Annotated in this window: 24 protein-coding genes and 3 tRNA genes; all 27 read right to left on the minus strand. The window is 68.2% G+C overall.

Translation table 11 applies throughout. The features are described from left to right. Positions 1-9: 9 nt before the first annotated feature. The 27 genes from rplW to AC3CF1_RS15950 all read right to left on the minus strand — a co-directional run bounded on the left by rplW (position 10) and on the right by AC3CF1_RS15950 (position 26632). Positions 10-312, minus strand: coding sequence for a 50S ribosomal protein L23 (rplW, locus tag AC3CF1_RS15820; protein ID WP_007465304.1), 303 nt, complete (start codon positions 310-312; stop codon positions 10-12). Further along, positions 309-959 carry a 50S ribosomal protein L4 gene (rplD, locus tag AC3CF1_RS15825; RefSeq protein ID WP_007465305.1) on the minus strand — a complete coding sequence of 217 codons (651 nt, stop codon included), beginning with the start codon at positions 957-959 and terminating at the stop codon, positions 309-311. Before rplD ends, rplW begins: the two co-directional genes overlap by 4 nt. Further along, a complete protein-coding gene (rplC, locus tag AC3CF1_RS15830; protein ID WP_099848680.1) occupies positions 956-1621 on the minus strand; it encodes a 50S ribosomal protein L3 in 666 nt (221 codons plus the stop codon). The genes rplD and rplC overlap by 4 nt, the downstream gene beginning before the upstream one ends. Before the next feature lie 11 nt (positions 1622-1632). Further along, positions 1633-1941, minus strand: a complete 309-nt coding sequence (rpsJ, locus tag AC3CF1_RS15835) for a 30S ribosomal protein S10 (RefSeq protein ID WP_007073037.1) — start codon at positions 1939-1941, stop codon at positions 1633-1635. 350 nt (positions 1942-2291) lie between these two features. Then, positions 2292-3485 (minus strand): elongation factor Tu, encoded by a 1194-nt coding sequence (tuf, locus tag AC3CF1_RS15840; RefSeq protein WP_088950239.1) that lies wholly within the window; start codon positions 3483-3485, stop codon positions 2292-2294. 212 nt (positions 3486-3697) lie between these two features. Next, positions 3698-5794, minus strand: a complete 2097-nt coding sequence (gene fusA / locus AC3CF1_RS15845; protein WP_088950240.1) for an elongation factor G — start codon at positions 5792-5794, stop codon at positions 3698-3700. 75 nt (positions 5795-5869) lie between these two features. Further along, complete coding sequence (gene rpsG, locus AC3CF1_RS15850) at positions 5870-6340, minus strand: 30S ribosomal protein S7 (protein ID WP_007465317.1); 471 nt, start codon at positions 6338-6340, stop codon at positions 5870-5872. 1 nt (position 6341) lies between these two features. After that, positions 6342-6716, minus strand: coding sequence for a 30S ribosomal protein S12 (rpsL, locus tag AC3CF1_RS15855; protein WP_007465318.1), 375 nt, complete (start codon positions 6714-6716; stop codon positions 6342-6344). A 493-nt stretch (positions 6717-7209) separates the two neighbouring features. After that, the gene (locus tag AC3CF1_RS15860; RefSeq protein ID WP_488452086.1) at positions 7210-7590 is read right to left on the minus strand and encodes a hypothetical protein; all 381 of its coding nucleotides are present in this window, start codon (positions 7588-7590) and stop codon (positions 7210-7212) included. Between the two features lie 601 nt (positions 7591-8191). Beyond that, positions 8192-8560: a hypothetical protein gene (locus AC3CF1_RS15865; RefSeq protein WP_354982867.1), complete on the minus strand. Its 369-nt coding sequence runs from the start codon at positions 8558-8560 to the stop codon at positions 8192-8194. A gap of 94 nt (positions 8561-8654) precedes the next feature. Beyond that, complete coding sequence (locus tag AC3CF1_RS15870; RefSeq protein WP_088950242.1) at positions 8655-12542, minus strand: DNA-directed RNA polymerase subunit beta'; 3888 nt, start codon at positions 12540-12542, stop codon at positions 8655-8657. Between the two features lie 80 nt (positions 12543-12622). Continuing rightward, the gene (gene rpoB, locus AC3CF1_RS15875; protein ID WP_088950243.1) at positions 12623-16054 is read right to left on the minus strand and encodes a DNA-directed RNA polymerase subunit beta; all 3432 of its coding nucleotides are present in this window, start codon (positions 16052-16054) and stop codon (positions 12623-12625) included. A gap of 571 nt (positions 16055-16625) precedes the next feature. After that, positions 16626-17015 (minus strand): 50S ribosomal protein L7/L12, encoded by a 390-nt coding sequence (gene rplL / locus AC3CF1_RS15880; RefSeq protein ID WP_088950244.1) that lies wholly within the window; start codon positions 17013-17015, stop codon positions 16626-16628. A 55-nt stretch (positions 17016-17070) separates the two neighbouring features. Further along, positions 17071-17616 carry a 50S ribosomal protein L10 gene (gene rplJ, locus AC3CF1_RS15885; protein WP_030329872.1) on the minus strand — a complete coding sequence of 182 codons (546 nt, stop codon included), beginning with the start codon at positions 17614-17616 and terminating at the stop codon, positions 17071-17073. Between the two features lie 340 nt (positions 17617-17956). Beyond that, entirely contained in the window at positions 17957-18646 is a 690-nt protein-coding gene (locus AC3CF1_RS15890; RefSeq protein WP_354982866.1) for a hypothetical protein, read from the minus strand. Beyond that, positions 18643-19509: an ABC transporter ATP-binding protein gene (locus tag AC3CF1_RS15895; protein ID WP_354982865.1), complete on the minus strand. Its 867-nt coding sequence runs from the start codon at positions 19507-19509 to the stop codon at positions 18643-18645. The genes AC3CF1_RS15890 and AC3CF1_RS15895 overlap by 4 nt, the downstream gene beginning before the upstream one ends. A 79-nt stretch (positions 19510-19588) precedes the next feature. Beyond that, positions 19589-20305, minus strand: coding sequence for a 50S ribosomal protein L1 (gene rplA, locus AC3CF1_RS15900; protein WP_088950246.1), 717 nt, complete (start codon positions 20303-20305; stop codon positions 19589-19591). Positions 20306-20383: 78 nt separating this feature from the next. Further along, on the minus strand, positions 20384-20815 hold the full coding sequence (rplK, locus tag AC3CF1_RS15905) for a 50S ribosomal protein L11 (protein ID WP_088950247.1): 432 nt from the start codon (positions 20813-20815) through the stop codon (positions 20384-20386). 187 nt (positions 20816-21002) lie between these two features. Next, positions 21003-21725, minus strand: a complete 723-nt coding sequence (gene nusG / locus AC3CF1_RS15910) for a transcription termination/antitermination protein NusG (protein ID WP_354982864.1) — start codon at positions 21723-21725, stop codon at positions 21003-21005. A gap of 39 nt (positions 21726-21764) precedes the next feature. After that, positions 21765-22157: a preprotein translocase subunit SecE gene (gene secE / locus AC3CF1_RS15915; protein WP_088950249.1), complete on the minus strand. Its 393-nt coding sequence runs from the start codon at positions 22155-22157 to the stop codon at positions 21765-21767. 214 nt (positions 22158-22371) lie between these two features. Further along, positions 22372-22444: transfer RNA gene (locus AC3CF1_RS15920), tRNA-Trp, on the minus strand. 129 nt (positions 22445-22573) lie between these two features. Next, positions 22574-22966, minus strand: coding sequence for a MaoC family dehydratase (locus tag AC3CF1_RS15925; protein WP_088950250.1), 393 nt, complete (start codon positions 22964-22966; stop codon positions 22574-22576). A gap of 1 nt (position 22967) precedes the next feature. Continuing rightward, positions 22968-23414, minus strand: a complete 447-nt coding sequence (locus tag AC3CF1_RS15930) for a MaoC family dehydratase N-terminal domain-containing protein (RefSeq protein WP_210923547.1) — start codon at positions 23412-23414, stop codon at positions 22968-22970. A 124-nt stretch (positions 23415-23538) separates the two neighbouring features. Then, positions 23539-23706: a 50S ribosomal protein L33 gene (rpmG, locus tag AC3CF1_RS15935; protein WP_007073056.1), complete on the minus strand. Its 168-nt coding sequence runs from the start codon at positions 23704-23706 to the stop codon at positions 23539-23541. Positions 23707-23840: 134 nt separating this feature from the next. After that, positions 23841-23913, minus strand: a tRNA-Met gene (locus AC3CF1_RS15940). 24 nt (positions 23914-23937) lie between these two features. Continuing rightward, positions 23938-24010, minus strand: a tRNA-Thr gene (locus tag AC3CF1_RS15945). A gap of 93 nt (positions 24011-24103) precedes the next feature. Continuing rightward, complete coding sequence (locus AC3CF1_RS15950) at positions 24104-26632, minus strand: putative bifunctional diguanylate cyclase/phosphodiesterase (protein ID WP_354982863.1); 2529 nt, start codon at positions 26630-26632, stop codon at positions 24104-24106. Between the last annotated feature and the right edge of the window lie 33 nt (positions 26633-26665).

Consider the following 26665-nt stretch of genomic DNA (forward strand, 5'->3'; position numbering starts at 1 on the left):
CTACACCCCTCAGCTGACCGGGCCGCCGAAGGCCTCGATGCGGTCACCGTCAGCCAGCTTCACGATCGCCCGCTTGGTCGCCTTGCGCTGACCGAAGCCGGTCTTGGTGCGCTTGCGCTTACCCTGGCGGTTGAGCGTGTTGACCGTCAGGACGCGGACGTTGAAGATCTGCTGGATAGCGATCTTGATCTCGGTCTTGTTCGCGTCCGGGTGCACCAGGAAGGTGTACCAGTTCCGGTTCAGCTCGCTGTAGCTCTTCTCCGAGACGACCGGCGCGACGATGATGTCGCGCGGGTCGGCGATGGTGCTCACTTGCCACCCTCCTCGGTGGTCTCGGCGGGCACGCCCAGGAACTCGTCCAGGGCGTCCTTGGTGAAGACCACGTCGTCGGCCACCAGCACGTCGTACGTGTTCAGCTGGCCGGACTCGATCAGGTGCACGCGCGGCTCGTTGCGCAGCGACACCCAGTTCAGTTCGTCGGTGCTGCTCAGCACGACCAGGACCCGGCGGGCCTCGGTGAGCTTGGTCAGCGTGGCCAGGGCCGCCTTGGTCGACGGCTTCTCGCCCGAGACGAACGCCTCGACGACGTGCACCTGCCCGGCGCGTGCCCGGTCGGAGAGGGCACCCCGCAGAGCGGCGGCCTTCATCTTCTTCGGGGTCCGCTGGCTGTAGTCGCGCGGCACGGGACCGTGCACGACGCCACCGCCGGCGAACTGCGGCGCGCGGATCGAGCCCTGGCGGGCGCGACCGGTGCCCTTCTGCTTGTACGGCTTCTTGCCGCCACCGGCGACCTCGCCGCGGGTCTTGGCCTTGTGCGTGCCCTGTCGGGCCGCCGCGAGCTGGGCCACCACGACCTGGTGCATCAGCGCGACGTTGGCCTGCACGTCGAAGATGTCCGCCGGCAACTCGACCGAGCTGCTGGTGGTGCCTTCGACGGTGCGCACGTCAACGGTGGTCACTTGGCCGCACCGCCCTTCTTCACCTTGCTCTTGGCCGCGGTCCGGACCAGAACCAGCGCGCCCTTGGGACCAGGAATGGCACCCCGGACGAGCAGCAGGTTGTTCTCGGTGTCGACCGCCTGGACGGTGAGGTTCTGCACGGTGTACCGCACGCCACCCATCCGGCCGGCCATCCGGGTGCCCTTGAAGACACGACCCGGAGTGGCGCAGGCGCCGATGGAGCCGGGCGAGCGGTGCTTGCGCTCGACACCGTGGCCGGCACCCAGACCGTGGAAGCCGTGCCGCTTCATCGGGCCGGCGTAGCCCTTGCCCTTGGTCTTGCCGGTGACGTCGATGGTGACGCCGGCCGGGAACTCCTCGACCGTGACTTCCTGGCCGAGCGAGTATTCCCCAGCGTCCGTGGTGCGCAGCTCGACGATGTGCCGGCGCGGCGCCACGTCCGCCTTGGCGTAGTGGCCGCTGATCGGCTTCTTGACCTTGCGCGGGTCGATGATGCCGTACGCCAGCTGGACCGCTGAGTAACCGTCCTTCTCGGCGCTACGAACCTGGCTGATGACGCACGGGCCGGCCTCGACCACGGTCACGGGAACAACACGGTTGTTGTCCCAGACCTGGGTCATGCCGAGCTTGGCGCCCAGGATCCCCTTGACTTGCCTGTCCATTTGTCCGGTCCCTACAGCTTGATCTCGATGTCGACGCCAGCCGGCAGGTCGAGGCGCATGAGCGAGTCGACCGTCTTCGGGGTCGGGTCGATGATGTCGATCAGCCGCTTGTGCGTGCGCATCTCGAAGTGCTCGCGCGAGTCCTTGTACTTGTGCGGCGAGCGGATAACGCAGAAACGGTTGATCTCCGTGGGCAGCGGCACCGGGCCCGCGACCTGCGCCCCGGTGCGCGTCACCGTCTCGACGATCTTCCGAGCCGAGGAGTCGACGACCTCGTGGTCATAGGCCTTGAGCCGGATGCGGATCTTCTGTCCCGCCATGGTGGCTTCTGTTCCTTCTCTCGATGCCGCTGTGTTGCGGGCGCCTGTACCGGCTGGTACAGGCCCACTTCGCCGACCCCCGCGGTCGGGCGTGTCGCGCCCTCGGATCGGGCTCCGCCCCGTGGTTCCGGAGCGGTGCTGACCGCGCGGTGGGTCAAGGCGCCGATCGCATTACCGCGACCTGAACGCCGTGCGAGGGTGGTTGGCGACTGGGCCGCCAACCACCCCACGCTCGACTGCCTCGCCACCCGGAGGTTCAGCGAAAGCCGAACACAGGCGACGAACTGTCGTTACGCAACCTGACTAGTATGCCGCACGACCGGCGGCGGGTCTAATCGGGGTTACCTAATTCACTTGATGATCTTGGTGACGAACCCGGCGCCGACGGTGCGGCCACCCTCGCGGATCGCGAACTTGAGGTTCTCCTCCATGGCGATGGGCTGGATCAGCTTCACCGACATGGTGGTGTTGTCGCCCGGCATGACCATCTCGGTGCCCTCGGGAAGGGTGACGACACCGGTGACGTCCGTGGTCCGGAAGTAGAACTGCGGGCGGTAGTTCTGGAAGAACGGGGTGTGGCGGCCGCCCTCCTCCTTGGAGAGGATGTAGACCGTCGCCTCGAACTCCGTGTGCGGGGTGTTCGAGCCCGGCTTCACGACGACCATGCCGCGCTCGACCTCGTCGCGCTTGGTGCCACGCAGCAGCAGGCCGACGTTCTCGCCTGCGCGGGCGTCGTCCAGGGTCTTCCGGAACATCTCGATCGCGGTGACCTTGGTCTTGAAGCTCTTCTCCTTGATACCGACGAGCTCAACATCCTCGTTCGGCAGGAGAACGCCGCGCTCCACGCGACCGGTGACGACGGTGCCACGACCGGTGATCGTGAAGACGTCCTCAACCGGCATCAGGAACGGCATGTCGACCTCGCGCTCCGGCTGCGGGATCGAGGTGTCGACCGCGGTCATCAGGTCCAGCAGCTTGCCGGTCCACTCGGGGTCACCCTCGAGGGCCTTCAGCGCCGAAACCCGAACCACCGGCAGGTCGTCGCCCGGGTACTCCTGCGACGAGAGCAGCTCACGGACCTCGAGCTCGACGAGCTCCAGGAGCTCCTCGTCATCGACCATGTCGCTCTTGTTGAGCGCCACGACGATGTACGGCACACCAACCTGACGGGCCAGCAGCACGTGCTCGCGGGTCTGCGGCATCGGGCCGTCGGTCGCCGCGACCACCAGGATCGCGCCGTCCATCTGCGCGGCACCGGTGATCATGTTCTTGATGTAGTCGGCGTGCCCAGGGCAGTCGACGTGCGCGTAGTGCCGCGACTCGGTCTGGTACTCGACGTGCGCGATCGAGATCGTGATGCCGCGGGCCTTCTCCTCCGGCGCCTTGTCGATCTCGTCGAACGGCGTGTAGGGGTTCAGGTCCGGGTACTGGTCGTGCAGGACCTTGGTGATGGCCGCCGTCAGCGTCGTCTTACCGTGGTCGATGTGACCAATGGTGCCGATGTTGACGTGCGGCTTAGTCCGCTCGAACTTAGCCTTCGCCACTGGTGTCCTCCTGTGGACTTCTTGGTTCGTACGCCCGGCGCGCCGGTCGGCGCTTAGGACTCTGTCGACAGCCTTTCCGGCCAGAAGGCCGGGAAGCCATTGTGGGTTCTGCGGCGATGAAGCCTACAGGCCCGGTCTCACGCGATCCGATCGTGGTGGCCGCGGGCGGGTGAAACCTCCCGCGACCAACCACGAATCACCTGCTCAGGGCGTTACTCGCCCGTTGCCTTGGCGATGATCTCCTTCGCGACGCTCTGCGGAACCTCGGCGTAGGAGTCGAACTGCATGCTGTAGCTAGCCCGGCCCTGGGTCTTCGACCGCAGGTCGCCGACGTAGCCGAACATCTCCGACAACGGCACCAGAGCCCGGACGATGCGGGCGCCGCTGCGCTCCTCCATCGCCTGGATGATGCCGCGGCGGGAGTTGAGGTCACCGATGACGTCACCCATGTTCTCCTCAGGAGTGGTGACTTCAACGGCCATCATCGGCTCGAGCAGCGCGGGATCGGCCTTGCGGGCCGCGTCCTTCATCACCATCGAGCCGGCGATCTTGAATGCCATTTCCGACGAGTCGACCTCGTGGTACTGGCCGTCGAGCAGCGTCAGCTTCACACCCACCAGCGGGAAGCCCGCCAGGATGCCGTACTGAAGCGCGTCCTGCGCACCGGCGTCCACCGACGGGATGAACTCCCGGGGGATGCGGCCACCGCTGACGGCGTTGGCGAACTCGTAGGTCGGCGATTCGTTGTCCAGCGGCAGCGGCTCGACGCTCACGATGACGCGGGCGTACTGGCCGGAACCACCGGTCTGCTTCTTGTGGGTGTACTCGACCTTGTCCACCTTGCGGCGGATGGTCTCACGGTATGCCACCTGCGGCTTGCCGACGTTGGCCTCGACGTTGAACTCACGCCGCATCCGGTCGACCAGGATGTCCAGGTGCAGCTCGCCCATGCCGGAGATGACCGTCTGACCGGTCTCCTCGTCCAAGCGGACGCGGAAGGTCGGGTCCTCTTCGGCCAGCCGCTGGATCGCGGTGCCGAGCTTCTCCTGGTCGGACTTGGTCTTCGGCTCGATTGCCACCGAGATGACCGGCTCCGGGAAGGTCATCGACTCCAGGATCACCGGGTTCGCCGGGTCGGAGAGCGTGTCGCCGGTGGTGGTCTGCTTGAGACCCTGCACGGCGATGATGTCGCCGGCCTGCGCCGTCGGACGCTCTTCGCGCTTGTTGGCGTGCATCTGGTAGATCTTGCCGATCCGCTCCTTGCGGTCCTTGGTGGAGTTGACCACCTGGGAACCGGATTCGAGCAGACCGGAGTAGACCCGGACGTAGGTGAGCTTGCCGAGGTGCTTGTCCGTCTGGATCTTGAAGGCCAGACCGGAGAACGGCTCCGACTTGGAAGGCTTGCGGAGCAGCGGCGTCTCGCCGTCCGGCGCGGTGCCCTCGATGGCCGGAACGTCCAGCGGCGACGGCAGGAAGTCGACCACGGCGTCGAGCATGGGCTGGACGCCCTTGTTCTTGAACGCCGAGCCGCACAGCACCGGGTTGGCCTTGCCGGCGATGGTGGCACGCCGGATGGCGGCCTTGATCTCCTCGGGGGAGACCTCCTCGCCTTCCAGGTACTTCTCCATCACCGAGTCGTCGACGTCGGCCAGGGTCTCCATCAGCTTCTCGCGCCACTCGGCCGCGGAGTCGGCCAGCTCGGCCGGGATCTCCTCGATCGCGTAGTCGTCACCCTTCTGGGTCTCCCCACGCCAGGTGAGAGCGCGCATGCCGATCAGGTCGACGACACCGATGTGGTCGCCCTCGAGCCCGATCGGGATCTGGAGCACAAGCGGGGTGGCGTTCAGCCGGTCGATCATCATCTGCACGCAGCGGAAGAAGTCGGCGCCGGTCCGGTCGAGCTTGTTGACGAAGCACATACGCGGGACGTTGTACTTGTCGGCCTGCCGCCAGACGTTCTCCGTCTGCGGCTCCACGCCGGCGACACCGTCGTAGACCGCGACCGCACCATCCAGAACCCGCAGCGACCGCTCGACCTCGACCGTGAAGTCGACGTGGCCCGGCGTGTCGATGATCTGGATCGTGTGGCCCTTCCACTCACACTTGGTAGCAGCGGAGGTGATGGTGATGCCACGCTCCTGCTCCTGCTCCATCCAGTCCATGACGGCAGCGCCCTCGTGGACCTCACCGATCTTGTACGTGATGCCGGTGTAGAACAGGATCCGCTCGGTGGTCGTGGTCTTACCGGCATCGATGTGCGCCATGATGCCGATGTTGCGTACGTTGGCGAGCGCGTCTGCGGCGGCCACTTCAATCCCTACTTATCGTCGTCTCGACTCAACTGGTGGCGGTTCCGGCGCCGCGAGGGCGCCGGAACCAGGGTGTTACCAGCGGTAGTGCGCGAAGGCCTTGTTCGACTCGGCCATCTTGTGCGTGTCCTCGCGCCGCTTGACGGCGGCACCGAGGCCGTTGCTCGCGTCCAGCAGCTCGTTCATCAGCCGCTCGACCATGGTCTTCTCGCGACGAGCACGGGAGTAGGTGACCAGCCAGCGCAGGCCCAGCGTGGTCGCCCGGGTCGGGCGGACCTCGACCGGCACCTGGTAGGTGGCGCCACCAACACGACGGCTGCGTACCTCGAGGGTCGGCTTGACGTTGTCCATCGCCCGCTTGAGGGTGACGACCGGGTCGGTGCCGGACTTCTCGCGGCAGCCCTCGAGGGCCGCGTACACGATCGACTCGGCGAGCTGACGCTTGCCGCGGAGCAGGATCTTGTTCACCAGCTGGGTGACCAGCGGCGAGTTGTACACCGGGTCAGCGACCAGTGGCCGCCGCGGAGCGGGTCCCTTACGCGGCATGTCAGCTCTTCTCCTTCTTCGCGCCGTAACGGCTGCGCGCCTGCTTGCGGTTGCGGACACCCTGGGTGTCCAGCGAGCCGCGAACGATCTTGTAACGCACGCCGGGGAGGTCCTTCACCCGGCCACCGCGCACGAGCACGATCGAGTGCTCCTGGAGGTTGTGACCGACGCCCGGGATGTAGGCGGTCACCTCGATCTGGCTGCTGAGCTTCACGCGAGCGACCTTGCGCAGCGCCGAGTTCGGCTTCTTGGGAGTGGTGGTGTACACGCGGGTGCACACGCCGCGCCGCTGAGGGGAACCCTTCAGCGCCGGGGTCTTGGTCTTGGTCGTCTTCGCCTGGCGGCCCTTTCGGACCAGCTGCTGGATCGTGGGCACCGGGTTTCTCCGCTCCCTTCGGCCGCATTCGCGGCCGCGCCGTCGCTCGTTAGCCGGCCTGATGACCGGCTCTCCTACATTCCGACCAGGGTCACCTTGCGGAGACCCCGGCACCCGCGGTCGGGCGTGTCGCCCTCGTCACGGCCCCGTTGCGACGCTTTCGCGTGCGTACCGGGTTTGTTCACCGGTGCGCGGGTCGCCCCGCCCCGGATCTTTGGCTTGTCGTGCCGCCGCCCGGACTCCGGGGACAGCGCACGCACGAGTTGCCCGGGCATGCCCGGGCACAAGGGGAAAGAGTACCTACCACAACCGCCCAGGTCAAAACGGAATGGCCCGGCGACTGTCTCACATCCGCCGGCCGGATCTCGTCCTGCCCCCTCGCCCGCGATGGGCACCTGCAGACACAAGTGTACCGGCTTCCCCGCGCGGCCACCCGTCGGCCCCGGGCCGGCACCGCGGGGCCTCGGCATCGCGGACCGGACGGTGGCCGGCCTCAGGCCAGGCTGAGAAGCAGTGCCAGGCCCAGGCCCAGGAGGCTGAGCACTCCTCCCGCCACGCCACAGCTGATTCCGGCCACGGCAAGCCCACGGCCGGTGAACCGGACCGCGGGAGGCGCCACCGGCCGACGGATCTGCCGCTGACCGAGCAGACCGGTGACGATCGCCGCCACGCCGGCCAGCACCCCGAGCACGGTGAACGCTCCGGAGGCCCAGGCCCCGCCGTCGTCCTTGAAGCTCACCCCGAAGCAGATCACCAGCAGCGAGACCAGGACCGAGGCCACCCCGGCCACCAGCGCCCCGACGGCCAGCCCGGAGGTGACCGGCGCCACGTCCAGGTGCACGACACCGAACGGCGTGCCGGGCACCTGCTCCACCCGCTTCGGCGGCCGGCGTTGGTCATCGGTGGGCGGCGGCACCGGATGCCCGGTCATGCCACCCCAACCGGGCGCGTGACCCGGTGGCGGCGGCCCCCAACCCGCAGGCGTGCCGGGCCCGGACGGCGGCGGCCCCCAACCGGGAGGCGAACCAGGTCCGGACGACGGCGGACCCCACCCCGCAGGCGCGCCAGGCGCGGACGACGGCGGACCCCAACCGGGAGGTGCGCCAGGCCCAGACGACGGCGGACCCCAACCCGGCGGGGTCGGCGCACCGGAGACCGGGTACGGCTGGCTGGAGCCGGTCGGGGTGGTCGGGCCCCAGCCGGGGTGCGGCGCGGGAGATGACGGCGCCGGCGATGACGGCGCGCTCGGCGTGGCCGCGGGCGGGTGCGGCTCGCTACTCGGGTCCGGTCGCGCCCAGTCACTCGGCTCGGGCGGGGTCGGCGCGTCCGGATGACCGGCCGGTTCATCCGCAGGGGGCCGCGCCGGTTCCGTCACGAGGTCCTCCTGTCGAAAGGGCACCGCCGCCGCACGGCGGACACCGGCCAGGCTACCGCCGAGGGCACCGCCGTCCGCGCCCGGCGCGGCCACGGGCGGCTCAGTCCATGTTCGCCGGGTAGTCGTGGCCGAACGGCGCGCCGGCCAACCGCACCACCCCAATCACCACCGCGGCCACCACGGTGACCGCGACCAGCACGAGGCCGGTCCAGGCCATCCGCTCCCCCCGTCGCAGCCAGGCGCCGCCGGTCAGGAAACCCCCCGAGGCGTACGCCTCACGGCGCGCCTGCCGGGCCAGTTGCAGCGCCACCGTCGCCGGCACCACCCCGCCGATGAAGAGCCCGGTCAGCATGCCGAGCAACCCCAGCGCGAAGACCGCCCGCGCCTTCGTGGCACGGACCGGATCCGGGTCCAGCGGGTGGCGCAGGCCCTGCTGCGCGACGGGCACCTGCCCGGGTGCAGTCGTCATACCCCCATCATGCCGAACTCGGCCCGGGGGTGGGTGGGTCCGGACACGACGAGGCCCCCGGCGGAAACCGGGGGCCTCGTCGTGCGATTGGTGCTTAGCGGTACGACCCGAAGTCGAAGTCGTCCAGCGGCACAGCCTGCCCGCCGGCCGGCCCGAAGCCGTAGTCGGTCTCCGGGTACCCGGTCATCGAGTAGACCTTGGCCTTGGCCTCCTCGGTGGGCTCCACCCGGACGTTGCGGTACTTGCTGATGCCCGTACCGGCCGGGATGAGCTTTCCGATGATCACGTTCTCCTTGAGGCCGACCAACGAATCGCTGCGCGAGTTGATCGCAGCGTCGGTCAGCACCCGGGTGGTCTCCTGGAAGGAGGCCGCCGAGAGCCAGGAGTCCGTGGCCAGCGAGGCCTTGGTGATACCCATCAGCACCGGACGACCAGCGGCGGGCTCGCCGCCCTCCGAGACGAGTCGGCGGTTCTCCGACTCGAACAGCGCCCGGTCGACCAGCACACCCGGCAGGAACTCGGTCGAGCCGGAGTCGATGACCGTCACCCGCTTGAGCATCTGGCGGATGATGATCTCGATGTGCTTGTCGTGGATGAGCACACCCTGCGAGCGGTAGACCTCCTGGACCTCACTGGTCAGGTGGACCTGGACCGCCCGCGGACCCATGATCCGCAGAAGCTCGTGCGGGTCGATGGTGCCCTCGGTCAGCTTCTCGCCGACCGCGACGTGACCGCCGTCGTGGGTACGGAGCTTGACGCGCTTCGAGATCTTGTCGTAGACGATCTCTTCGCTGCCGTCGTCCGGCACCACGATGATCTTGCGCGAGCGCTCGCCGTCCTCGATCCGGATCCGGCCGGGGGTGTCGGCGATGGGCGCCTTACCCTTCGGGACCCGAGCCTCGAAGATTTCCTGAACACGCGGCAGACCCTGGGTGATGTCCTCACCCGCGACACCACCGGTGTGGAAGGTACGCATCGTCAGCTGCGTACCGGGCTCACCGATGGACTGGGCGGCGATGATGCCGACCGCCTCGCCGATGTCGACCGACTTACCGGTCGGCAGCGACCGGCCGTAGCAGGCCGCGCAGACACCCAGCTTGGACTCGCAGGTGAGCACGCTGCGCACCCGGACCGTCTCCACACCGGCGGCGACGATCTTGTCGACCCCGATGGAGTTGATGTCCTGGCCGCGCTCGGCCACCACGGTGCCGTCCGGCCCCTTGATGTCGTCGGCCAGCGTCCGGGCGTGCACGCTGGTCTCGGCGTGGGTGTGGACGACGAGCTTGCCGTCCAGCTTCTCGCCGATCTGCATCGGGATCGCCCGGTCGGTGCCGCAGTCCTCTTCACGGATGATGACGTCCTGCGAGACGTCCACCAGACGACGGGTCAGGTAACCCGAGTCGGCGGTCCGCAGCGCGGTGTCGGCGAGACCCTTACGGGCACCGTGCGTGGAGATGAAGTACTCCAGCACGGACAGACCCTCCCGGTAGCTGGCCTTGATCGGCCGCGGGATGATCTCGCCCTTCGGGTTGGCCACCAGACCACGGATCGCCGCGATCTGCCGGAGCTGGAGCAGGTTACCGCGGGCACCCGAGTGGATCATCTTCCACAGTGGGTTCTCCTGCGGCAGCGCGGTGTCCATCTCCTTGGCGACCTCGTTGGTCGCCTTGGTCCAGATCTCGATGAGCTCGCCGCGACGCTCCTCGGCGGTCATCAGACCACGCTGGTACTGCTTGTCGATCCGGTCGGCTTCCTTCTCGTACTTCGCCAGGATCTCCGCCTTGCGCGGCGGAGCGATGACGTCCTCCATGCCGATCGTCACGCCGGACCAGGTGGCCCAGTGGAAACCGGCCTCCTTGAGCCCGTCCAGGGTGGCGGCCAGCGCCACCTTGGGGAAGCGCTCGGCGAGGTCGTTGACGATCGCGGAGAGCTGACCCTTGCGGATCTCGTAGTTCACGAAGCGGTAGCCCTGCGGCAGCGTCTCGTTGAACAGCACCCGACCCAGGGTGGTCTCCACGGTCAGCGCGTCACCCTCGACGAAGCCCTCCGGAGCGGACCACGCCTCGGCGCCGGCACCGTTGTCGACCTCGACCACACCACGAAGGCGGATCTTGACGGGCGCCTGCAGGTGCAGCTCACCGTTGTCGAAGGCCATCCGCGCCTCGGCGTCCGAGCTGAACGCCCGGCCCTCGCCCTTCTCACCGGCGGTGAGGTGGGTGAGGTGGTAGAGACCGATGACCATGTCCTGGGTGGGCATGGTGACCGGCTTACCGTCGGCCGGCTTGAGGATGTTGTTCGACGACAGCATCAGGATCCGAGCCTCGGCCTGAGCCTCGGCGGACAGCGGCACGTGCACCGCCATCTGGTCACCGTCGAAGTCGGCGTTGAACGCCGTGCAGACCAGCGGGTGGATCTGGATGGCCTTGCCCTCGACCAGTTGCGGCTCGAAGGCCTGGATGCCCAGGCGGTGCAGGGTCGGCGCCCGGTTGAGCAGCACCGGGTGCTCGCCGATGACCTCTTCCAGCACGTCCCACACGACCGGGCGCTGACGCTCGACCATCCGCTTGGCGGACTTGATGTTCTGTGCGTGGTTGAGGTCCACCAGCCGCTTCATGACGAACGGCTTGAACAGCTCCAGGGCCATCTGCTTGGGCAGACCGCACTGGTGCAGCTTGAGCTTCGGGCCGACCACGATGACCGAACGGCCGGAGTAGTCGACGCGCTTGCCCAGCAGGTTCTGGCGGAACCGGCCCTGCTTGCCCTTGAGCATGTCGGACAGCGACTTGAGCGGGCGGTTACCCGGGCCGGTGACCGGCCGGCCGCGACGGCCGTTGTCGAACAGCGCGTCGACGGCCTCCTGGAGCATCCGCTTCTCGTTGTTGACGATGATCTCGGGAGCACCGAGGTCGATCAGCCGCTTGAGGCGGTTGTTCCGGTTGATCACGCGGCGGTACAGGTCGTTCAGGTCCGAGGTCGCGAACCGGCCACCGTCGAGCTGCACCATCGGGCGCAGGTCCGGCGGGATGACCGGGACGCAGTCCAGCACCATGCCGAGCGGCGAGTTGCGGGTGTTCAGGAACGCCGCCACGACCTTGAGCCGCTTGAGCGCCCGGATCTTCCGCTGGCCCTTACCGGACCGGATGGTCTCCCGCAGGCTCTCGGCCTCGGCGTCAAGGTCCATGTTCTGGACCAGCGCCTTGATCGCCTCCGCGCCCATGGAACCGGTGAAGTACTCACCGAACCGGTCGCGCAGCTCGCGGTAGAGCAGCTCGTCGGTGACCAGCTGCTTCGGCTCCAGCTTGCGGAAGGTGTCCAGCACCTCGTCCAGGCGGTCGATCTCGCGCTGGGCCCGGTCGCGGATCTGGCGCATCTCGCGCTCTCCGCCCTCCTTGACCTTGCGCCGGACGTCCGCCTTCGCGCCCTCGGCCTCCAGCTCGGCCAGGTCGGCCTCGAGCTTGGCGGCGCGCTTCTCGATCTCCGAGTCGCGGCTGTTCTCGGACTGCCGCTTCTCGGCCAGGATCTCGTTCTCGATCGTCGAGAGGTCACGGTGACGCGACTCCGCGTCCACGCTCGTCACGACGTACGAGGCGAAGTAGATGATCTTTTCGAGGTCCTTGGGGGCGAGGTCCAGCAGGTAGCCCAGCCGGCTCGGAACGCCCTTGAAGTACCAGATGTGGGTCACCGGAGCAGCGAGCTCGATGTGCCCCATCCGCTCACGACGGACCTTGGAGCGAGTCACCTCGACGCCGCAGCGCTCACAGATGATGCCCTTGAACCGAACGCGCTTGTACTTACCGCAGTAGCACTCCCAGTCGCGCTGCGGACCGAAGATCTTCTCGCAGAAGAGCCCGTCCTTCTCCGGCTTCAGGGTGCGGTAGTTGATCGTCTCAGGCTTCTTGACCTCGCCGTGCGACCACTGACGGATGTCGTCGGCGGTGGCGAGACCAATGCGCAGCTCGTCGAAGAAGTTGACGTCGAGCACTATGTCCCCTATGTCGTCGTCTGTACTGCTAATTCTCGGGCGGGGTCGGGGGCCGGCGAACCGGCCCCCGACCGCTCACCTCAGACCTCTTCGACCGAGCTCGGCTCGCGCCGGGACAGGTCGATGCCCAGCTCCTCAGCGGCCCGGAACACCTCGTCGTCGGTCTCGCGCATTTCCAGGGCCACACCGTCGCTGGAGAGCACCTCAACGTTGAGGCACAGCGACTGCAGCTCCTTGAGCAGCACCTTGAACGACTCCGGGATGCCCGGCTCCGGGATGTTCTCGCCCTTGACGATGGCCTCGTAGACCTTCACCCGGCCGAGCACGTCGTCGGACTTGATCGTGAGCAGCTCCTGCAGGGCGTACGCGGCGCCGTACGCCTGCATCGCCCAGCACTCCATCTCACCGAAACGCTGACCACCGAACTGCGCCTTACCACCCAGCGGCTGCTGCGTGATCATCGAGTACGGCCCGGTCGAACGAGCGTGGATCTTGTCGTCGACCAGGTGGTTGAGCTTCAGGATGTAGACGTAGCCGACCGCGATCGGGTCGGGCAGCGGCTCGCCGGAACGACCGTCGAACAGCTGCGCCTTGCCGGTGCGCCCGATCAGCTGCTTGCCGTCCCGGTTGGGCAGGCTCGACTCGAGCAGACCGGAGATCTCCTCCTCGCGGGCACCGTCGAAGACCGGGGTGGCCACGTTGGTGTCCCCCTCGGACTCGTGCGCGTCGATCGAGCGGAGCTGGCGCTTCCAGTCGGCGTCGTCACCCTCGACCTTCCAACCGGTCTTGGCGACCCAACCGAGGTGGGTCTCCAGAACCTGGCCGATGTTCATCCGGCTCGGCACACCGAGCGGGTTGAGCACGATGTCGACCGGGGTGCCGTCCTCAAGGAACGGCATGTCCTCGATCGGCAGGATCTTCGAGATGACGCCCTTGTTGCCGTGCCGGCCGGCGAGCTTGTCGCCGTCCTGGATCTTGCGCTTCTGGGCGACGTAGACCCGGACCAGCTCGTTGACACCCGGCGGCAACTCGTCGCCGTCCTCGCGGGAGAACGTGCGCACACCGATGACCGTGCCGGTCTCGCCGTGCGGCACCTTCAGCGAGGTGTCCCGAACCTCACGCGCCTTCTCACCGAAGATCGCGCGGAGCAGTCGCTCCTCCGGGGTCAGCTCGGTCTCACCCTTGGGCGTGACCTTGCCGACCAGGATGTCACCGGGGACGACCTCGGCACCGATCCGGATGATGCCGCGCTCGTCGAGGTCAGCGAGCATTTCCTCGCTGACGTTCGGGATGTCGCGGGTGATCTCCTCCGGACCGAGCTTGGTGTCCCGGGCGTCGACCTCGTGCTCCTCGATGTGGATCGAGGTGAGCACGTCCTGCTGCACGAGGCGCTGCGACAGGATGATCGCGTCCTCGTAGTTGTGACCCTCCCAGCACATGAACGCCACCAGCAGGTTGCGTCCGAGTGCCATCTCGCCTTCGTCGGTGCACGGGCCGTCGGCGATGACCTGACCGGCCTCGACGCGGTCGCCCTCGAAGACCACCGGCTTCTGGTTGACGCAGGAGCCGGCGTTGGAGCGGCGGAACTTGTGCAGCAGGTACGTCCGGCGGTGGCCGTCATCCTGGTGGATGGTGACGTAGTCGGCGCAGAGATCCTCGATCACACCGCCGACCTCGGCGACAACCACGTCGCCAGCGTCGACCGCGGCCCGGTATTCCATGCCCGTACCCACGAGCGGCGCCTCGGCCTTGACCAGCGGCACCGCCTGGCGCTGCATGTTCGCGCCCATCAGTGCCCGGTTGGCGTCGTCGTGCTCGAGGAACGGGATCATGGCGGTCGCGACCGAGGTCATCTGCCGGGGCGAGACGTCCATGTAGTCGACGGCACCGGGGACGACGTCCTCGGTCTCGCCGCCCTTACGACGGCAGAGCACCCGTTCCTCGGCGAACGTGCCGTCAGCCTTCAGGCGCGCGTTGGCCTGGGCCTTGACGAACCGGTCCTCCTCGTCCGCGGTCAGGTAGTCGATCTGGTCGGTGACCCGACCCTCGACGACCTTCCGGTACGGCGTCTCGATGAAGCCGAACGGGTTGACCCGGGCGAAGGTGGACAGGGCGCCGATCAGGCCGATGTTCGGGCCTTCCGGCGTCTCGATCGGGCACATCCGGCCGTAGTGGGACGGGTGCACGTCGCGGACCTCGAAGCCGGCCCGCTCGCGGGACAGACCACCCGGGCCGAGCGCGCTCAGCCGGCGCCGGTGGGTCAAGCCCGCCAGCGGGTTGGTCTGGTCCATGAACTGGGACAGCTGCGACGTACCGAAGAACTCCTTGATCGCCGCCACCACCGGGCGGATGTTGATCAGGGTCTGCGGCGTGATCGCCTCGACGTCCTGCGTGGTCATCCGCTCGCGGACGACCCGCTCCATGCGGGACAGGCCGACCCGAACCTGGTTCTGGATCAGCTCACCCACGGTGCGCAGGCGACGGTTGCCGAAGTGGTCGATGTCGTCGGCCTCGTAGCCGTCCTCACCGGCGTGCAGCCGGCACAGGTATTCCACGGTGGCGACGATGTCGTCCTCGGTCAGCGTGCCAGTGGTGATCGGCACGCCAACTTCGAGCTTCTTGTTGAACTTGTAGCGCCCGACCTTGGCGACGTCGTACCTCTTCGGGTTGAAGAAGAGGTTGTCGAGCAGGGTCTGGGCGTTCTCGCGCGTCGGCGGCTCGCCAGGGCGCAGCTTGCGGTAGATATCGAGCAGGGCCTCGTCGGCGCCGGCGATGTGGTCCTTCTCGAGCGTGGTCATCATCAGCTCGGACCAGCCGAACCGCTCGCGGATCCGCTCAGCCGACCATCCGACGGCCTTGAGCAGGACCGTGACGGCCTGCCGACGCTTACGGTCGATACGAACGCCGACCGTGTCGCGCTTGTCGATGTCAAACTCCAGCCAGGCACCCCGACTCGGGATGACCTTGACGCTGGAGAGGTCGCGGTCGGAGGTCTTGTCCGGCTCCTTGGAGAAGTACACGCCCGGGGATCGGACGAGCTGGCTGACCACGACGCGCTCGGTGCCGTTGATGACGAAGGTGCCCTTGGGCGTCATCATCGGGAAGTCACCCATGAACACCGTCTGGCTCTTGATCTCGCCAGTGGTGTTGTTGGTGAACTCCGCGGTCACGAAGAGCGGAGCGCAGTAGGTCAGGTCCTTCTCCTTGCACTCCTCGATCGAGGCCTTGACCTCGTCGAAGCGCGGCGCGGAGAAGGAAAGTGACATGGTGCCGGAGAAGTCCTCAATGGGACTGATCTCTTCAAGGATCTCCGCGAGACCCGAGCGTGCGTGCGGGTCGTCCGCCGACCGGCCCTGCCAAGCCTCGTTGCCGACGAGCCAGTCGAAGGACTCGTTTTGAATGGCAAGGAGGTTGGGGACCTCGAGGTGTTCGGTGATCCTGCCGAATGAAACTCGGCGGGGAGCGAATGCGCTCGACGTACGACTGGTCTTCGCAGGGCGGGAAGCTGCCAAGATGCGTCCTTCCGAGGACCGGTGCTGCAGAACGGCTGGTACGCGTGCACTCCAATGACCCCACCAGAAATATCCGTAAACGGACATTTCCGAGCAGGGGTCAAGTCGGAAGGCAGCGCAAACTAGCAGTGTAGCCGAGAGGCTAACCGCTGTCCAGCCCACCCCGCAGGTCGTTTGCGGAACGTGCCTCGGCCCCCGTCAACCGGGGTCTGCCGGGCCGCTCAGAACGCAACGTCCCCACTGGGCCGCTCGGGTTACTGCGGCGATGGTGCCACCGCTGTCATACCCACATCATGGCCGTCGCAAGCGCGGTGTCTTGCTGGTGTCAGCGTGCCTGGCAGCCTGGGGCCGCGTCAAGGGCCGGTATCCGGGTTGTCCCTTGTTTCCCACCGGAGGGCGACCCGTCACGCTCGTTCGGGTCAACGGTGCCGGTCGTCGGAGCCCTGCTCAGGAGCGGTCGGCGCCGGATCCACCAACACGGCGGGCGGCGATCCGTGTCGGATCACCGCCCGCCGCGATGCGATCGTGTCCCGGCTCACGAGCCGGGACACGCGCGCTGGTGGAGCTCAGGTCACTTGAGGGTGACCTTGGCGCCTTCGCCCTCGAGCTTGGCCTTCGCCTTGTCGGCGGTCTCCTTGTTGACCTTCTCAAGGATGGCCTTCGGCGCGGACTCGACCGCGTCCTTGGCCTCCTTGAGGCCCAGGCCGGTCAGCTCACGCACGACCTTGATGACCTGGATCTTCTTGCCGCCGTCAGCCTCGAGGATGACGTCGAACTCGTCCTTCTCCTCCTCGACCGGAGCAGCAGCAGCGCCGCCGCCGCCACCCGGGCCCGCCATGGCGACCGGAGCCGCGGCGGTGACCTCGAAGGTCTCCTCGAACTGCTTCACGAACTCAGAGAGCTCGATCAGCGTCATCTCCTTGAACGCGTCGAGCAGCTCGACAGTGCTGAGCTTCGCCATATCTGGCGTCCTTTCCTGATTCTGTTAAGTAAGAACTGGTGCGCCGTGGGGGCCATCAGGCCGCCTCGGCGCCCTCCTTCTCGCGCTTGTCCTGCAGAGCTGCCGCCAGGCGGGCGGTCTTCGACAGCGGGGCCTGGAACAGGGCCGCGGCCTTGCTCAGGTTGCCCTTCATCGCGCCGGCCAGCTTGGCCAGCAGCACCTCGCGGGACTCCAGGTCGGCAAGCTTCGTGACCTCGGCCGCGGAAATGGCCTTGCCCTCGAAGACACCGCCCTTGATGACGAGCTTCGGGTTGGCCTTCGCGAAGTCGCGAAGCCCCTTCGCCGCCTCGACGACGTCGCCCGAAACGAAAGTCAGCGCGGTAGGACCGGTGAACAGCTCGTCGAGGCCGGTGATGCCCGCGTCCGTCGCAGCACGCTTCGCGAGCGTGTTCTTCGCGACCGTGTAGCTGGTGTCGGCGCCGAGCGAGCGCCGAAGCTGGGTGAGCTGGGAAACCGTCAGACCGCGGTACTCGGTCAGCACGGTGGCGCCCGAGCTGCGGAAGCTCTCGGTCAGCTCAGCAACGGCCGTGGCCTTGTCGGCCCGGATCGGCTTGTCCGCCATGTCCCTCCTCTCTCGTTACTCGAGGCTGGTCCCCGTCACCGCCGAGGCGGGAACGGGGGCGGAGGCAGCACGACAACGAAAAAGCCCCGGCGCAGGGCGCACGGGGCGAGGGCCGGAAGATCATCACGGTCGGCGGACCATGAACACTGCCGAGTTACGCTTGCCGCCCTACGCGGGTCGCCCGATGTCGCGGGGCCTTCGACCGTGCCGAAGCACGGTGACCAGCGGTCTCTGGGTGGTTCCTCATCCGTGAGAACACGGATGACGGTTGAAGAGTACGCGCCCCGGCCACCAGCACCAAATCGCGGTCGGTGAGCCGCGCCACGGACGCCGGCACCGGTCAGCCCTGGGCCCGCCGCCGCCACAGATAGCCGCCGAGCACCGCAGCGCTCCAGGCCAGCGCCCACCCGCTCAACCCCAGCAGGGTCAGCGCGGCCGCGTCGCCGCCGGTGGTGCGTGCGGCGGCCATGATCGGCGGCGCCAGCCAGGGGGCCACCGACCCACTCAGGCCGAGCACCACCGCGCCGACCCCGCCGAGGGCCAGCACCGCGACGCCGTACCCGGCACCGCCCACCGACGCCCGGCTGGCCAGCGCGCCGAGGGCAACCGCAGCGGGTACGGCGAGCAGGTGCGCCCACACTCCCAGCGCGAGCCCGACCGGGATCGACCGGTCCCCCGGGTCGACCGGGCCGGAGACCCCGCCGACCAGCCACGGAAAGAGCAGCGCCACGGCCACCGTCACCAGAGCCGCCACACCGGCGGCGAGGAGCCCGGCCAGCCGCTCCCGGGCCATCCCGACCGCCACCTGCGCCAGGCGGCGCTGCACGTCCGGCTCCACGTCCAGAAGAATCTTGGTCTGCCAGGCGACGACCGGGAAGAGGACCACGGCCGAGACGCCGTACGCCTCCGCCGGCTGCGCGCGGCCACCGCCGTAGAGGGTGCCGAGAACGATCAGGCCGGCGAGCAACGGGGCCACCGCACGCCCGGTCCGCAGGAAACCGGCCAACCTCATCCGCACCAGGGGGATCACCGGGCCTCCCCCGCTGCTGGCTCGATCATCGGGCCGACGCCCTGGTCGGCCCCGGACTGCGCGGGTGTCGGCTCACCGGTCGCCGATCGGATCGACGGTGCGGCGGATCGCGCCTGTGCGGCGGCAGTGGAGGCGTCGGCGCGTACTCCCAGCACGTGGTGGCCCTCGGCGCGCAACCGGGCGACGGTGCCGGCGACCCGCGCGGCCGGCACCGCGACCTCGACCACGGCGAACGTCTCGTCCGCCGACGACGTCTCCTCGGTCAGCGAACCGTCGGCCACCAGCCAGCGGCGCGCGGCCGGCAGCCGGATCGTCTCGCCACGGTGGTCGCTGACCAGAACGGCGCCATCGGCGGCGAGCACCTCGGCGATCAGCTCGGGAACCAGCTCACGGGTGGCGGCGTCCAGCCCCTCCCACGGCTCGTCGAGCACCAGCAGGCCCGGCGGGCGCAGCATCGCCTGGGCCAGGCCCACCTTCTGCGCGGTGCCCTTGGACAGCTCGGGCAGTCGGACCGAGCGGAAGGCGGACAACCCGAGCCGGTCGGTCCAGGAGGTCACCGCCTCGTCGGCCGCCGCTCCGCGCAACCCCGCCACCCGGGCCATCCCGGTGAGATAACGGGCCACGGTGAACGGCTGGTCGGCCGGGAAACGCTCCGGCACCCAGCCCACCCGCGTCGGGCGGCCGGTGACCCGGCCCCGGCCCGGCCGGAGCACGCCGGCGGCCACCTGGAGCAGTGTCGACTTGCCCACCCCGTTGCGGCCCAGCACGACCGCCGCCTCGCCCGGACCGATGTGCACGTCGATGCCTCGCAGCACCCACGGCCCGCGCCGGTGGTACCGCAACCAGACGTCTTCCAGCCGCATGGGCCGAGCCTGCCACATCCCAAACGCGCCGGGGCGCCGCCACAGTCGTGGCGGCGCCCCGGCGGAGCGAACTGTCGGCTCAGGCCTCGGCCTGGTCCTCCCGGAGGTTCTTCACCAGGTTCGGGTCGACCGGGACACCCGGGCCCATCGTGGTGGTCAGGATGACCTTGCGGAGGTACTTGCCCTTGGACGCGGACGGCTTGGCACGCAGCACCTCGTCGAGCACCGCAGCGTAGTTGTCCACCAGCTGGCTCTCCGTGAAGGAGGCCTTGCCGATGATCAGGTGCAGGTTGGAGTGCTTGTCCACCCGGAAGGTGATCTTGCCACCCTTGATGTCCTGCACCGCCTTGGTGACGTCCATGGTCACAGTGCCGGTCTTCGGGTTCGGCATGAGACCGCGCGGGCCCAGGATCCGCGCGATCCGGCCGATCTTGGCCATCTGGTCCGGCGTGGCGATCGCCGCGTCGAAGTCCAGCCAACCACCCTGGATCCGGGCGACCAGCTCGTCGGTGCCCACCTCGTCGGCACCCGCGGCGGCGGCCTCTTCGGCCTTCGCGCCGCTGGCGAACACGATCACGCGGGCGGTCTTACCGGTGCCGTGCGGCAGGTTGACCACGCCGCGGACCATCTGGTCCGCCTTGCGGGGGTCGACGCCGAGGCGCATGGCGACCTCAACCGTGGCGTCGAACTTGACGTTGGTGGTCTCCTTGGCCAGCTTCACGGCCTCGGAGGGGGTGTAGAGCTTCGACCGGTCGATGACATCGGCGGCCTTGCGGTAGCTCTTGCTGCGCTGCATTGCTGATTACTCCTGTGGTCTCTGGCGGGCCGCTCGGCGCGAGCCCTCCCACGGTCGGGTCGAAGGCTTTGGCCGACGTCAGTCGTTGACGGTGATGCCCATCGACCGGGCGGTGCCGGCGATGATCTTCTCGGCCTGGGCCAGGTCGTTGGCGTTGAGGTCGGCCATCTTCTTCTCGGCGATCTCACGCAGCTGGGCGCGGCTGACCGAGCCGACCTTCTCGGACTGCGGAACACCCGAGCCCTTCTGCACACCGGCGGCCTTGATCAGCAGCCGGGCAGCGGGCGGGGTCTTCAGCACGAAGGTGAAGGACCGGTCCTCGTAGACGCTGATCTCGGCGGGGACGATGTCGCCCCGCTGGGACTCGGTCTGCGAGTTGTAGGACTTGCAGAACTCCATGATGTTCACGCCGTGCTGGCCGAGCGCGGGGCCGACCGGCGGCGCCGGCGTGGCCTGGCCCGCCGGCAGCTGAAGCGTGAACGTCTTGACGAGCTTCTTCTTCGGAGGCATGTCACTTCCTGGGGCTTGGAGCTGGGAAAATGCGGCTGTCGCCGCCCTCGGAGCGCGCACGGTCAGCGCGGTGCGACAGCGGCGACATTCAAGAGTAGCGCAGGCCGCAGCCCACTCGTCCGCCGAGGTCGAGCGGGAGGGCATACGCCGACGTCGGCGGCGGGCCAGGCCCGCCGCCGACGACCAGTCAGATCTTGGCGACCTGGTTGAAGTTGAGCTCCACCGGGGTCTCGCGACCGAAGATCGACACCAGCACCTTGAGCTTCTGCTGGTCGGCGTTGATCTCGCTGATGGTGGCCGGCAGCGATGCGAACGCGCCGTCGGTGACGGTGACGGAGTCGCCCACCTCGAAGTCGAGGACCTTGATCTCCGGCTTCGACTTCTTCTGCTCGGTCTCGACGGCCGGCGCCAGCCACTTCAGCACCTCGTCGAGGGAGAGCGGGGCGGGCCGGTCGGCCCGGTCGGTCGCGCCGACGAAGCCGGTCACGCCCGGGGTGTTACGGACACAGGAGTACGACTCGGCGGTCAGCTCCATCCGGACCAGGATGTAGCCCGGGAAGACCTTGGCCTGGATCTGGGAACGCTTACCGTTCTTGACCTCGACCTCTTCCCGGGTCGGCACCTCGACCTGGTAGATGAAGTCCTCCATGTCGAGGCTCGTGATCCGGGTCTCGAGGTTGGTCTTGACCTTGTTCTCGTAGCCGGCGTAAGAGTGCACCACATACCAGTCACCCGGCGCGTAGCGCAGCTTCTGCCTCAGCTCGGCAACTGCGTCGAACTCCTCGTCCGGTGCGGGCTCGGTCGTTGGGAACTCCGGCTCGCTGGCGGCCTCAACCGACTCGTCACCAGCCGCCGTCGCGACCGTGGACTGCTCGTCCACCGGTCCGGCGGTCTCGTCGTACTCAGGCACGCTCGCTCACTTCCGTCACTATCGGCTGGAGGCAGCCGGTCAGTCCGAGTTGCCGAAGACAAACAGCACGACCTTGGCGAAGCCGTAGTCCAGCACACCGACGATCGTCAGCATGACCGCGACGAACGTCACCACCACGGCGGTGTAGGTCAGCAACTCCTTGCGGGTCGGCCAGATGACCTTACGCAGTTCGGCTACGACCTCGCGGAAGAACCGGGCGATGCGGCCGAACACGCCCACCCGACCCGTTTCCGACCGGGTGGTCGGTCGGCTGTCTGCCGACTCTGCCCGGGCGCGGGACCGCGTGGCGGTGCCTCCCCGGGATACCGGCTCGTCCGCGCTGGAGGCGTCGTCGTCGGCTACGTCGTCGACGACCTCGTCGTCCAGACGATCGTCGCCGGCGTCCTCGCCGTGCCGCTTGTTGTCGGCCACTTCGCCCTCCGTCGCGGAATCTCGGGTCGCACGCCGAGTGGCGTACGCGGCGCTGGTCACGCCGGCCGGGCCCAACCGTCCCGCGACGGGCCGCGGCCGGTGGATCATCCGGAGGGCCCCGATTGCCTCGGAACCACCCCGCCGATGCCACCACCACGGGCCGGACGCCGCCAAGCTGGCGGCGCGACCCACGGGAACGGTCAGGCCTGAGGCGCAGGGGTGACAGGACTTGAACCTGCAGCCTGCGGTTTTGGAGACCGCTGCTCTGCCAATTGAGCTACACCCCTATGTGGCAACACTCGCCCCACGCGGCCACAGACGACCGAGCAGGGGTCACTTGCCCCACGGCGGACCAGTGTACGGGTAGCCACCCGACTTTCCCAACCGGTCTCCCCGCCACGCGTGGCGGGGAGAGTTCAGCGGGTCGAACGGATGGTCGCCCGTGCCTGTGAGAGCACCTTCTCGCCCCCGCAGACCGCTGTCACATCGATTCGGGTCAGGCCGTCCTCGGTCACCTCACGGACCCGCGCGGTGACCTCGATCTCGGTCCCCTGGTCGTCGTCGGGGACGACCACGGGCCGGGTGAAACGGACGTTGTACTCGACCACCGCGTCCGGTGCCCCGGCCCACTCGGTGATCGCCCGGCCGACCAGCGCCATGGTGAACATGCCATGGGCGATCACCCCGGGCAGACCCACCTTGGTGGCGACCCGGTCGCTCCAGTGGATCGGGTTGAAGTCGCCCGAGGCGCCGGCGTAGCGGACCAGGTCCGCGCGGGTCACCCGGAACGTCTGTGCTGCCAACTCCATCTCAGGCCTCCCCGCGTACGACGTACTTGGCCCAGACGGACACGACCGGGTCCCCGCCGACGGTGCTCACGTCGGTGCGGGTGGTCAGGAAACCGTGCCCACCCCGGGTGCTGACGTCCTCGATGGTGTTGGTGCAGACCAGCTCGTCGCCGGCGACCACCGGCCGGGTGTACGCGAACCGCTGGTCGCCGTGCACCACCCGGCTGTAGTCCACGCCCAGGGCCGGATCCTCGATGATCTGGCTGCTCGCGGCCATTGTGATGATCACCGGGAAGGTCGGCGGGGCCACCACGTCGGAGTGGCCCAGCGCCCGAGCGGCGTCCGGGTCGTGATGAGCCGGGTCGGTGGCGCCGATGGCGCTGGCGAACTCACGGATCTTTTCTCGGCCCACCTGATAGGGGGCGGTCGGCGGATAGGTCCGGCCGACGAAGGAAGGGTCCAGAGACATGCCGCGAACCTACACGGAAAGCACAATCGCCGATCTGGTCGGCAGGCGGCGGCGGAGCCGCGCCAAACCGCTCAGATCGGCGATTGAAAGCTTCGACAGCGGCCGGCGCGAAGCCGGCCCCGGGTCAGCGGGTCTCGCGGTGGACCGTGTGCCGACCGTCGCGCGGGCAGAACTTCTTCAGCTCGATGCGGTCGGGGTCGTTACGCCGGTTCTTGCGCGTGATGTAGTTGCGCTCCTTGCACTCCACACACGCCAAAGTGATCTTCGGCCGGACATCGGTAGCCTTCGCCACGGCGGAGTGCCTTCCTCGCTAACGGAAACAACTACGACGCGCCAGCCTAGACGCTGACAGCGCGGACATGCAAAGTGGGCGCCAGAAGCGCCCATTTTCTTACGACCACCGGCAACGAGCCCGGAAGACGAGAGTAGCGGTGGCCGGACTTGAACCGGCGACACAGCGATTATGAGCCGCTTGCTCTACCATCTGAGCTACACCGCTGCGATGGGTCCAGCTGAACCCTCGAGCCCCCTTACGGAATCGAACCGTAGACCTTCTCCTTACCATGGAGACGCTCTGCCGACTGAGCTAAGGGGGCCTGCGCGATCTCCCCGTGGGGCGCGCAGGAGTAAGAGTACACGGCCCGGCTCGACAGGTGAAATCGGATCCCCGGTGATCGTCCGCGTCCTGCTCAGGGCACGACACGCAGGCGCGGAAGCTCCCCGCTGGCGACCGTCTCCGGCTCGACCTGGGCACCGAACCAGGCAGCCAACCGCTCGTACGGCAGTGGCCTGCTGAACAGGAAGCCCTGCCCGATCTCACAGCCGATGTCCTGGAGAAGCTCCAGGGTCAGCTCACTCTCCACACCCTCGGCCACCACCGCCAGGCCGAACTGCTGCGAGAGGGTCACCACGGCGTTGACGATCGCCAGGTCCCCCGGGTCGGTCGCCATGCCCTGCACGAAGGAGCGGTCCACCTTCACCTCGTGCACCGGCAGCCGACGCAGGTGCGCCAGGGACGAGTCACCCGTGCCGAAGTCGTCCACCGACAGCCGTACGCCGAGATCCCGCAGCCGACGCAGGGTGGGGATGGGCCGGTCCGTGCCGTCCAGCACGCCCGCCTCGGTGATCTCCAGGGTGAGCCGCTGCGCCGGCACCCCGTACTCGGTCAGCAGCTCCTCGACCCGGTCTGGGAAGTGCTGGTCGGTGAGCGTACGGGCCGCGAGGTTGACCGCGATGGGCAGCGGCTGGTCGGCCAGCGCCCAGTCCCGGCTGCGCCGAAGGCCTTCCCGGAGCACCACCTCGGTGAGCCGGCTCAACTGGCCGGTGTGCTCGGCCACCGCCACGAAGTCCTCGGGAGCGACAGTGCCATGCGCCGGGTGCTCCCAGCGGGCCAGACACTCCACACCCACCAGGCGCCGGTCCCGCAGAGTCACCTTGGGCTGGAAGTAGACCTCCAGCTCGTCGTCGTCCAGTGCTCGGCGCAGATCGCCGGCCAGACCCAGCCGGCGCAGCGATCGGGACTCCAGCGCCGGGTTGAACAGCTGCACGCTGCCCGGCACCGACTTGGCCGCGGTGGCGGCAAGGTCGACCCGCAGCAGCAGGGTCGCCGCATCGCTGCCGTGATCCGGGTGTACGGCCACCCCGACAGCGGTGTTGACGTCGAGGGTGAGCGCGTTGAAGACCATCTCGTCGCGGATCTGCTCACGCAACTGGCCGGCCAGCTCAAGTGCCGCCTCGGCGCTCTCCAACCGCAACGTCACCAGGAACTCGTCGCCGCTCGCGCGGCCGACCAGCGCCGACGACGGAGCATTGGCGCGCAACCGGTTGGCGACCTCGGCCAGGACCTTGTCCCCCGCGGCGTGGCCCAACGACTCGTTGACCTGCCGCAGCCCGTCCACGTCGAACAGCAGCAGCGCCACCACCTCGCCCGGTGCGCAGATCTTGACCGCCTCTTCCAGCGCGCCGGTGATTCGGCGCCGGTTGGGCAGCCGCGTCAAGGCATCGTGGTACGCGTCGTGTCGCAGTCGGTCGACCAGCCGGGAGTTTTCCAGGGCGACGGCCGCGTGCGCAGCCACCGTCTCGAACAACGGCACGTCCTTGCGAACGAAGTAGTTGCTGTCGCCGAGCCGGTTGGCCACCTCAAGGGTGCCGATGATGACCTGACCAGACCGCAGTGGCAGCACGATCACGTCCTTGACCCTCTGCCCGGCCAACTCGCCACGCAGGTCGGCGTCGGTGGTCATGCCACGCCCGACCGCGACGACGCGACCTTCGTCGCGAGCCCGCTTCCGCAGGACCGCCGGGGTCTTGGCGAGGTCGAGCAGACCGGGATCGTCATTGCGCGCAGTCAGCAGCACCTCCGGATGCCGGCCCTGAGCGGGCAACCAGAGCGTGGCGTACTCCGCCTGCATCAGCGCGCGCACCCGCAGCAGGAGCGCGTCCGCCAGGGTGCCGTCCTGGCCGCTCTCGACCACCGCCCGACTCAGCTCGTACATGTCGGCGAGGGTGCGGTGCTGTCGGAAGAACTGCGCGTACGCGCGGTAGACGATGGAGAGGGCGACGACGAGAGCCGCCAACAGCAGCAGCGACCACCAGGTGACCGCGATGAGAATGAGGACGACCAGACCGCTGGCGACGTTGATGGCAGCGGTGAGCAGTGCCGGCGGACACCGTCGGATGGCCTCCCAGCCCACCTGCCATCCCTGCAGGAGCGTGTGCACTCCGGCCACGGAGAGCAGGCTCACCACGTTGACCATGCTGGCCGCGACGAAAAGTATCAGCCAGGTGCCGGGGCCGATACCCTGCACGGACGGCAGGACCTGCAGCACCAGAACCGCCAGTGACGAGCCGGCAGCGGCTCGAGCGACGTTGAACCAGAACTTCGTCGCACCGAAGCGATGCCGCAGGTGCGTGATGACGGCCGCGAGGGTGTAGATGGTGACCACCGTCAGTGGCCGGACGAGGTAGAACGCCATCACCAACGGAATCTCGGTGAGGGTCACCCCGATCGACTGACGGCGAACGGTGAAGTTGAGCACCGGAAGGCCTGCGGCCACCATGCCGACCAGCAGGGCGGCTGCGAGCGGCCATTCCCCGAACGGCTCAGGAGCAACCAGGCCGACGACTGTGGAGCAGACGACGGCCAGCAGCGCCATTGGCCCGGTGATGAGCCAGGCACGCTCGGTGGAGCGGGGGCCCGCGCGGCCGCTACCCGCCATGCAAAGCCCCCTCACCGCCCCGCTGGTCTACAT

This window comes from Micromonospora sp. MGP-C2, assembly GCF_057766525.1.

Coding starts and splice junctions, on each gene's coding strand:
- rplC (WP_099848680.1), bottom strand. CDS start 1,621: ATGGACAGGCAAGTCAAGGGGATCCTGGGCGCCAAGCTCGGCATGACC.
- rpsJ (WP_007073037.1), bottom strand. CDS start 1,941: ATGGCGGGACAGAAGATCCGCATCCGGCTCAAGGCCTATGACCACGAG.
- rpsG (WP_007465317.1), bottom strand. CDS start 6,340: ATGCCGCGTAAGGGACCCGCTCCGCGGCGGCCACTGGTCGCTGACCCG.
- AC3CF1_RS15865 (WP_354982867.1), bottom strand. CDS start 8,560: ATGACGACTGCACCCGGGCAGGTGCCCGTCGCGCAGCAGGGCCTGCGC.
- rplL (WP_088950244.1), bottom strand. CDS start 17,015: ATGGCGAAGCTCAGCACTGTCGAGCTGCTCGACGCGTTCAAGGAGATG.
- rplJ (WP_030329872.1), bottom strand. CDS start 17,616: ATGGCGGACAAGCCGATCCGGGCCGACAAGGCCACGGCCGTTGCTGAG.
- AC3CF1_RS15895 (WP_354982865.1), bottom strand. CDS start 19,509: ATGCGGCTGGAAGACGTCTGGTTGCGGTACCACCGGCGCGGGCCGTGG.
- rplA (WP_088950246.1), bottom strand. CDS start 20,305: ATGCAGCGCAGCAAGAGCTACCGCAAGGCCGCCGATGTCATCGACCGG.
- rplK (WP_088950247.1), bottom strand. CDS start 20,815: ATGCCTCCGAAGAAGAAGCTCGTCAAGACGTTCACGCTTCAGCTGCCG.
- AC3CF1_RS15925 (WP_088950250.1), bottom strand. CDS start 22,966: ATGGAGTTGGCAGCACAGACGTTCCGGGTGACCCGCGCGGACCTGGTC.
- AC3CF1_RS15930 (WP_210923547.1), bottom strand. CDS start 23,414: ATGTCTCTGGACCCTTCCTTCGTCGGCCGGACCTATCCGCCGACCGCC.
- AC3CF1_RS15950 (WP_354982863.1), bottom strand. CDS start 26,632: ATGGCGGGTAGCGGCCGCGCGGGCCCCCGCTCCACCGAGCGTGCCTGG.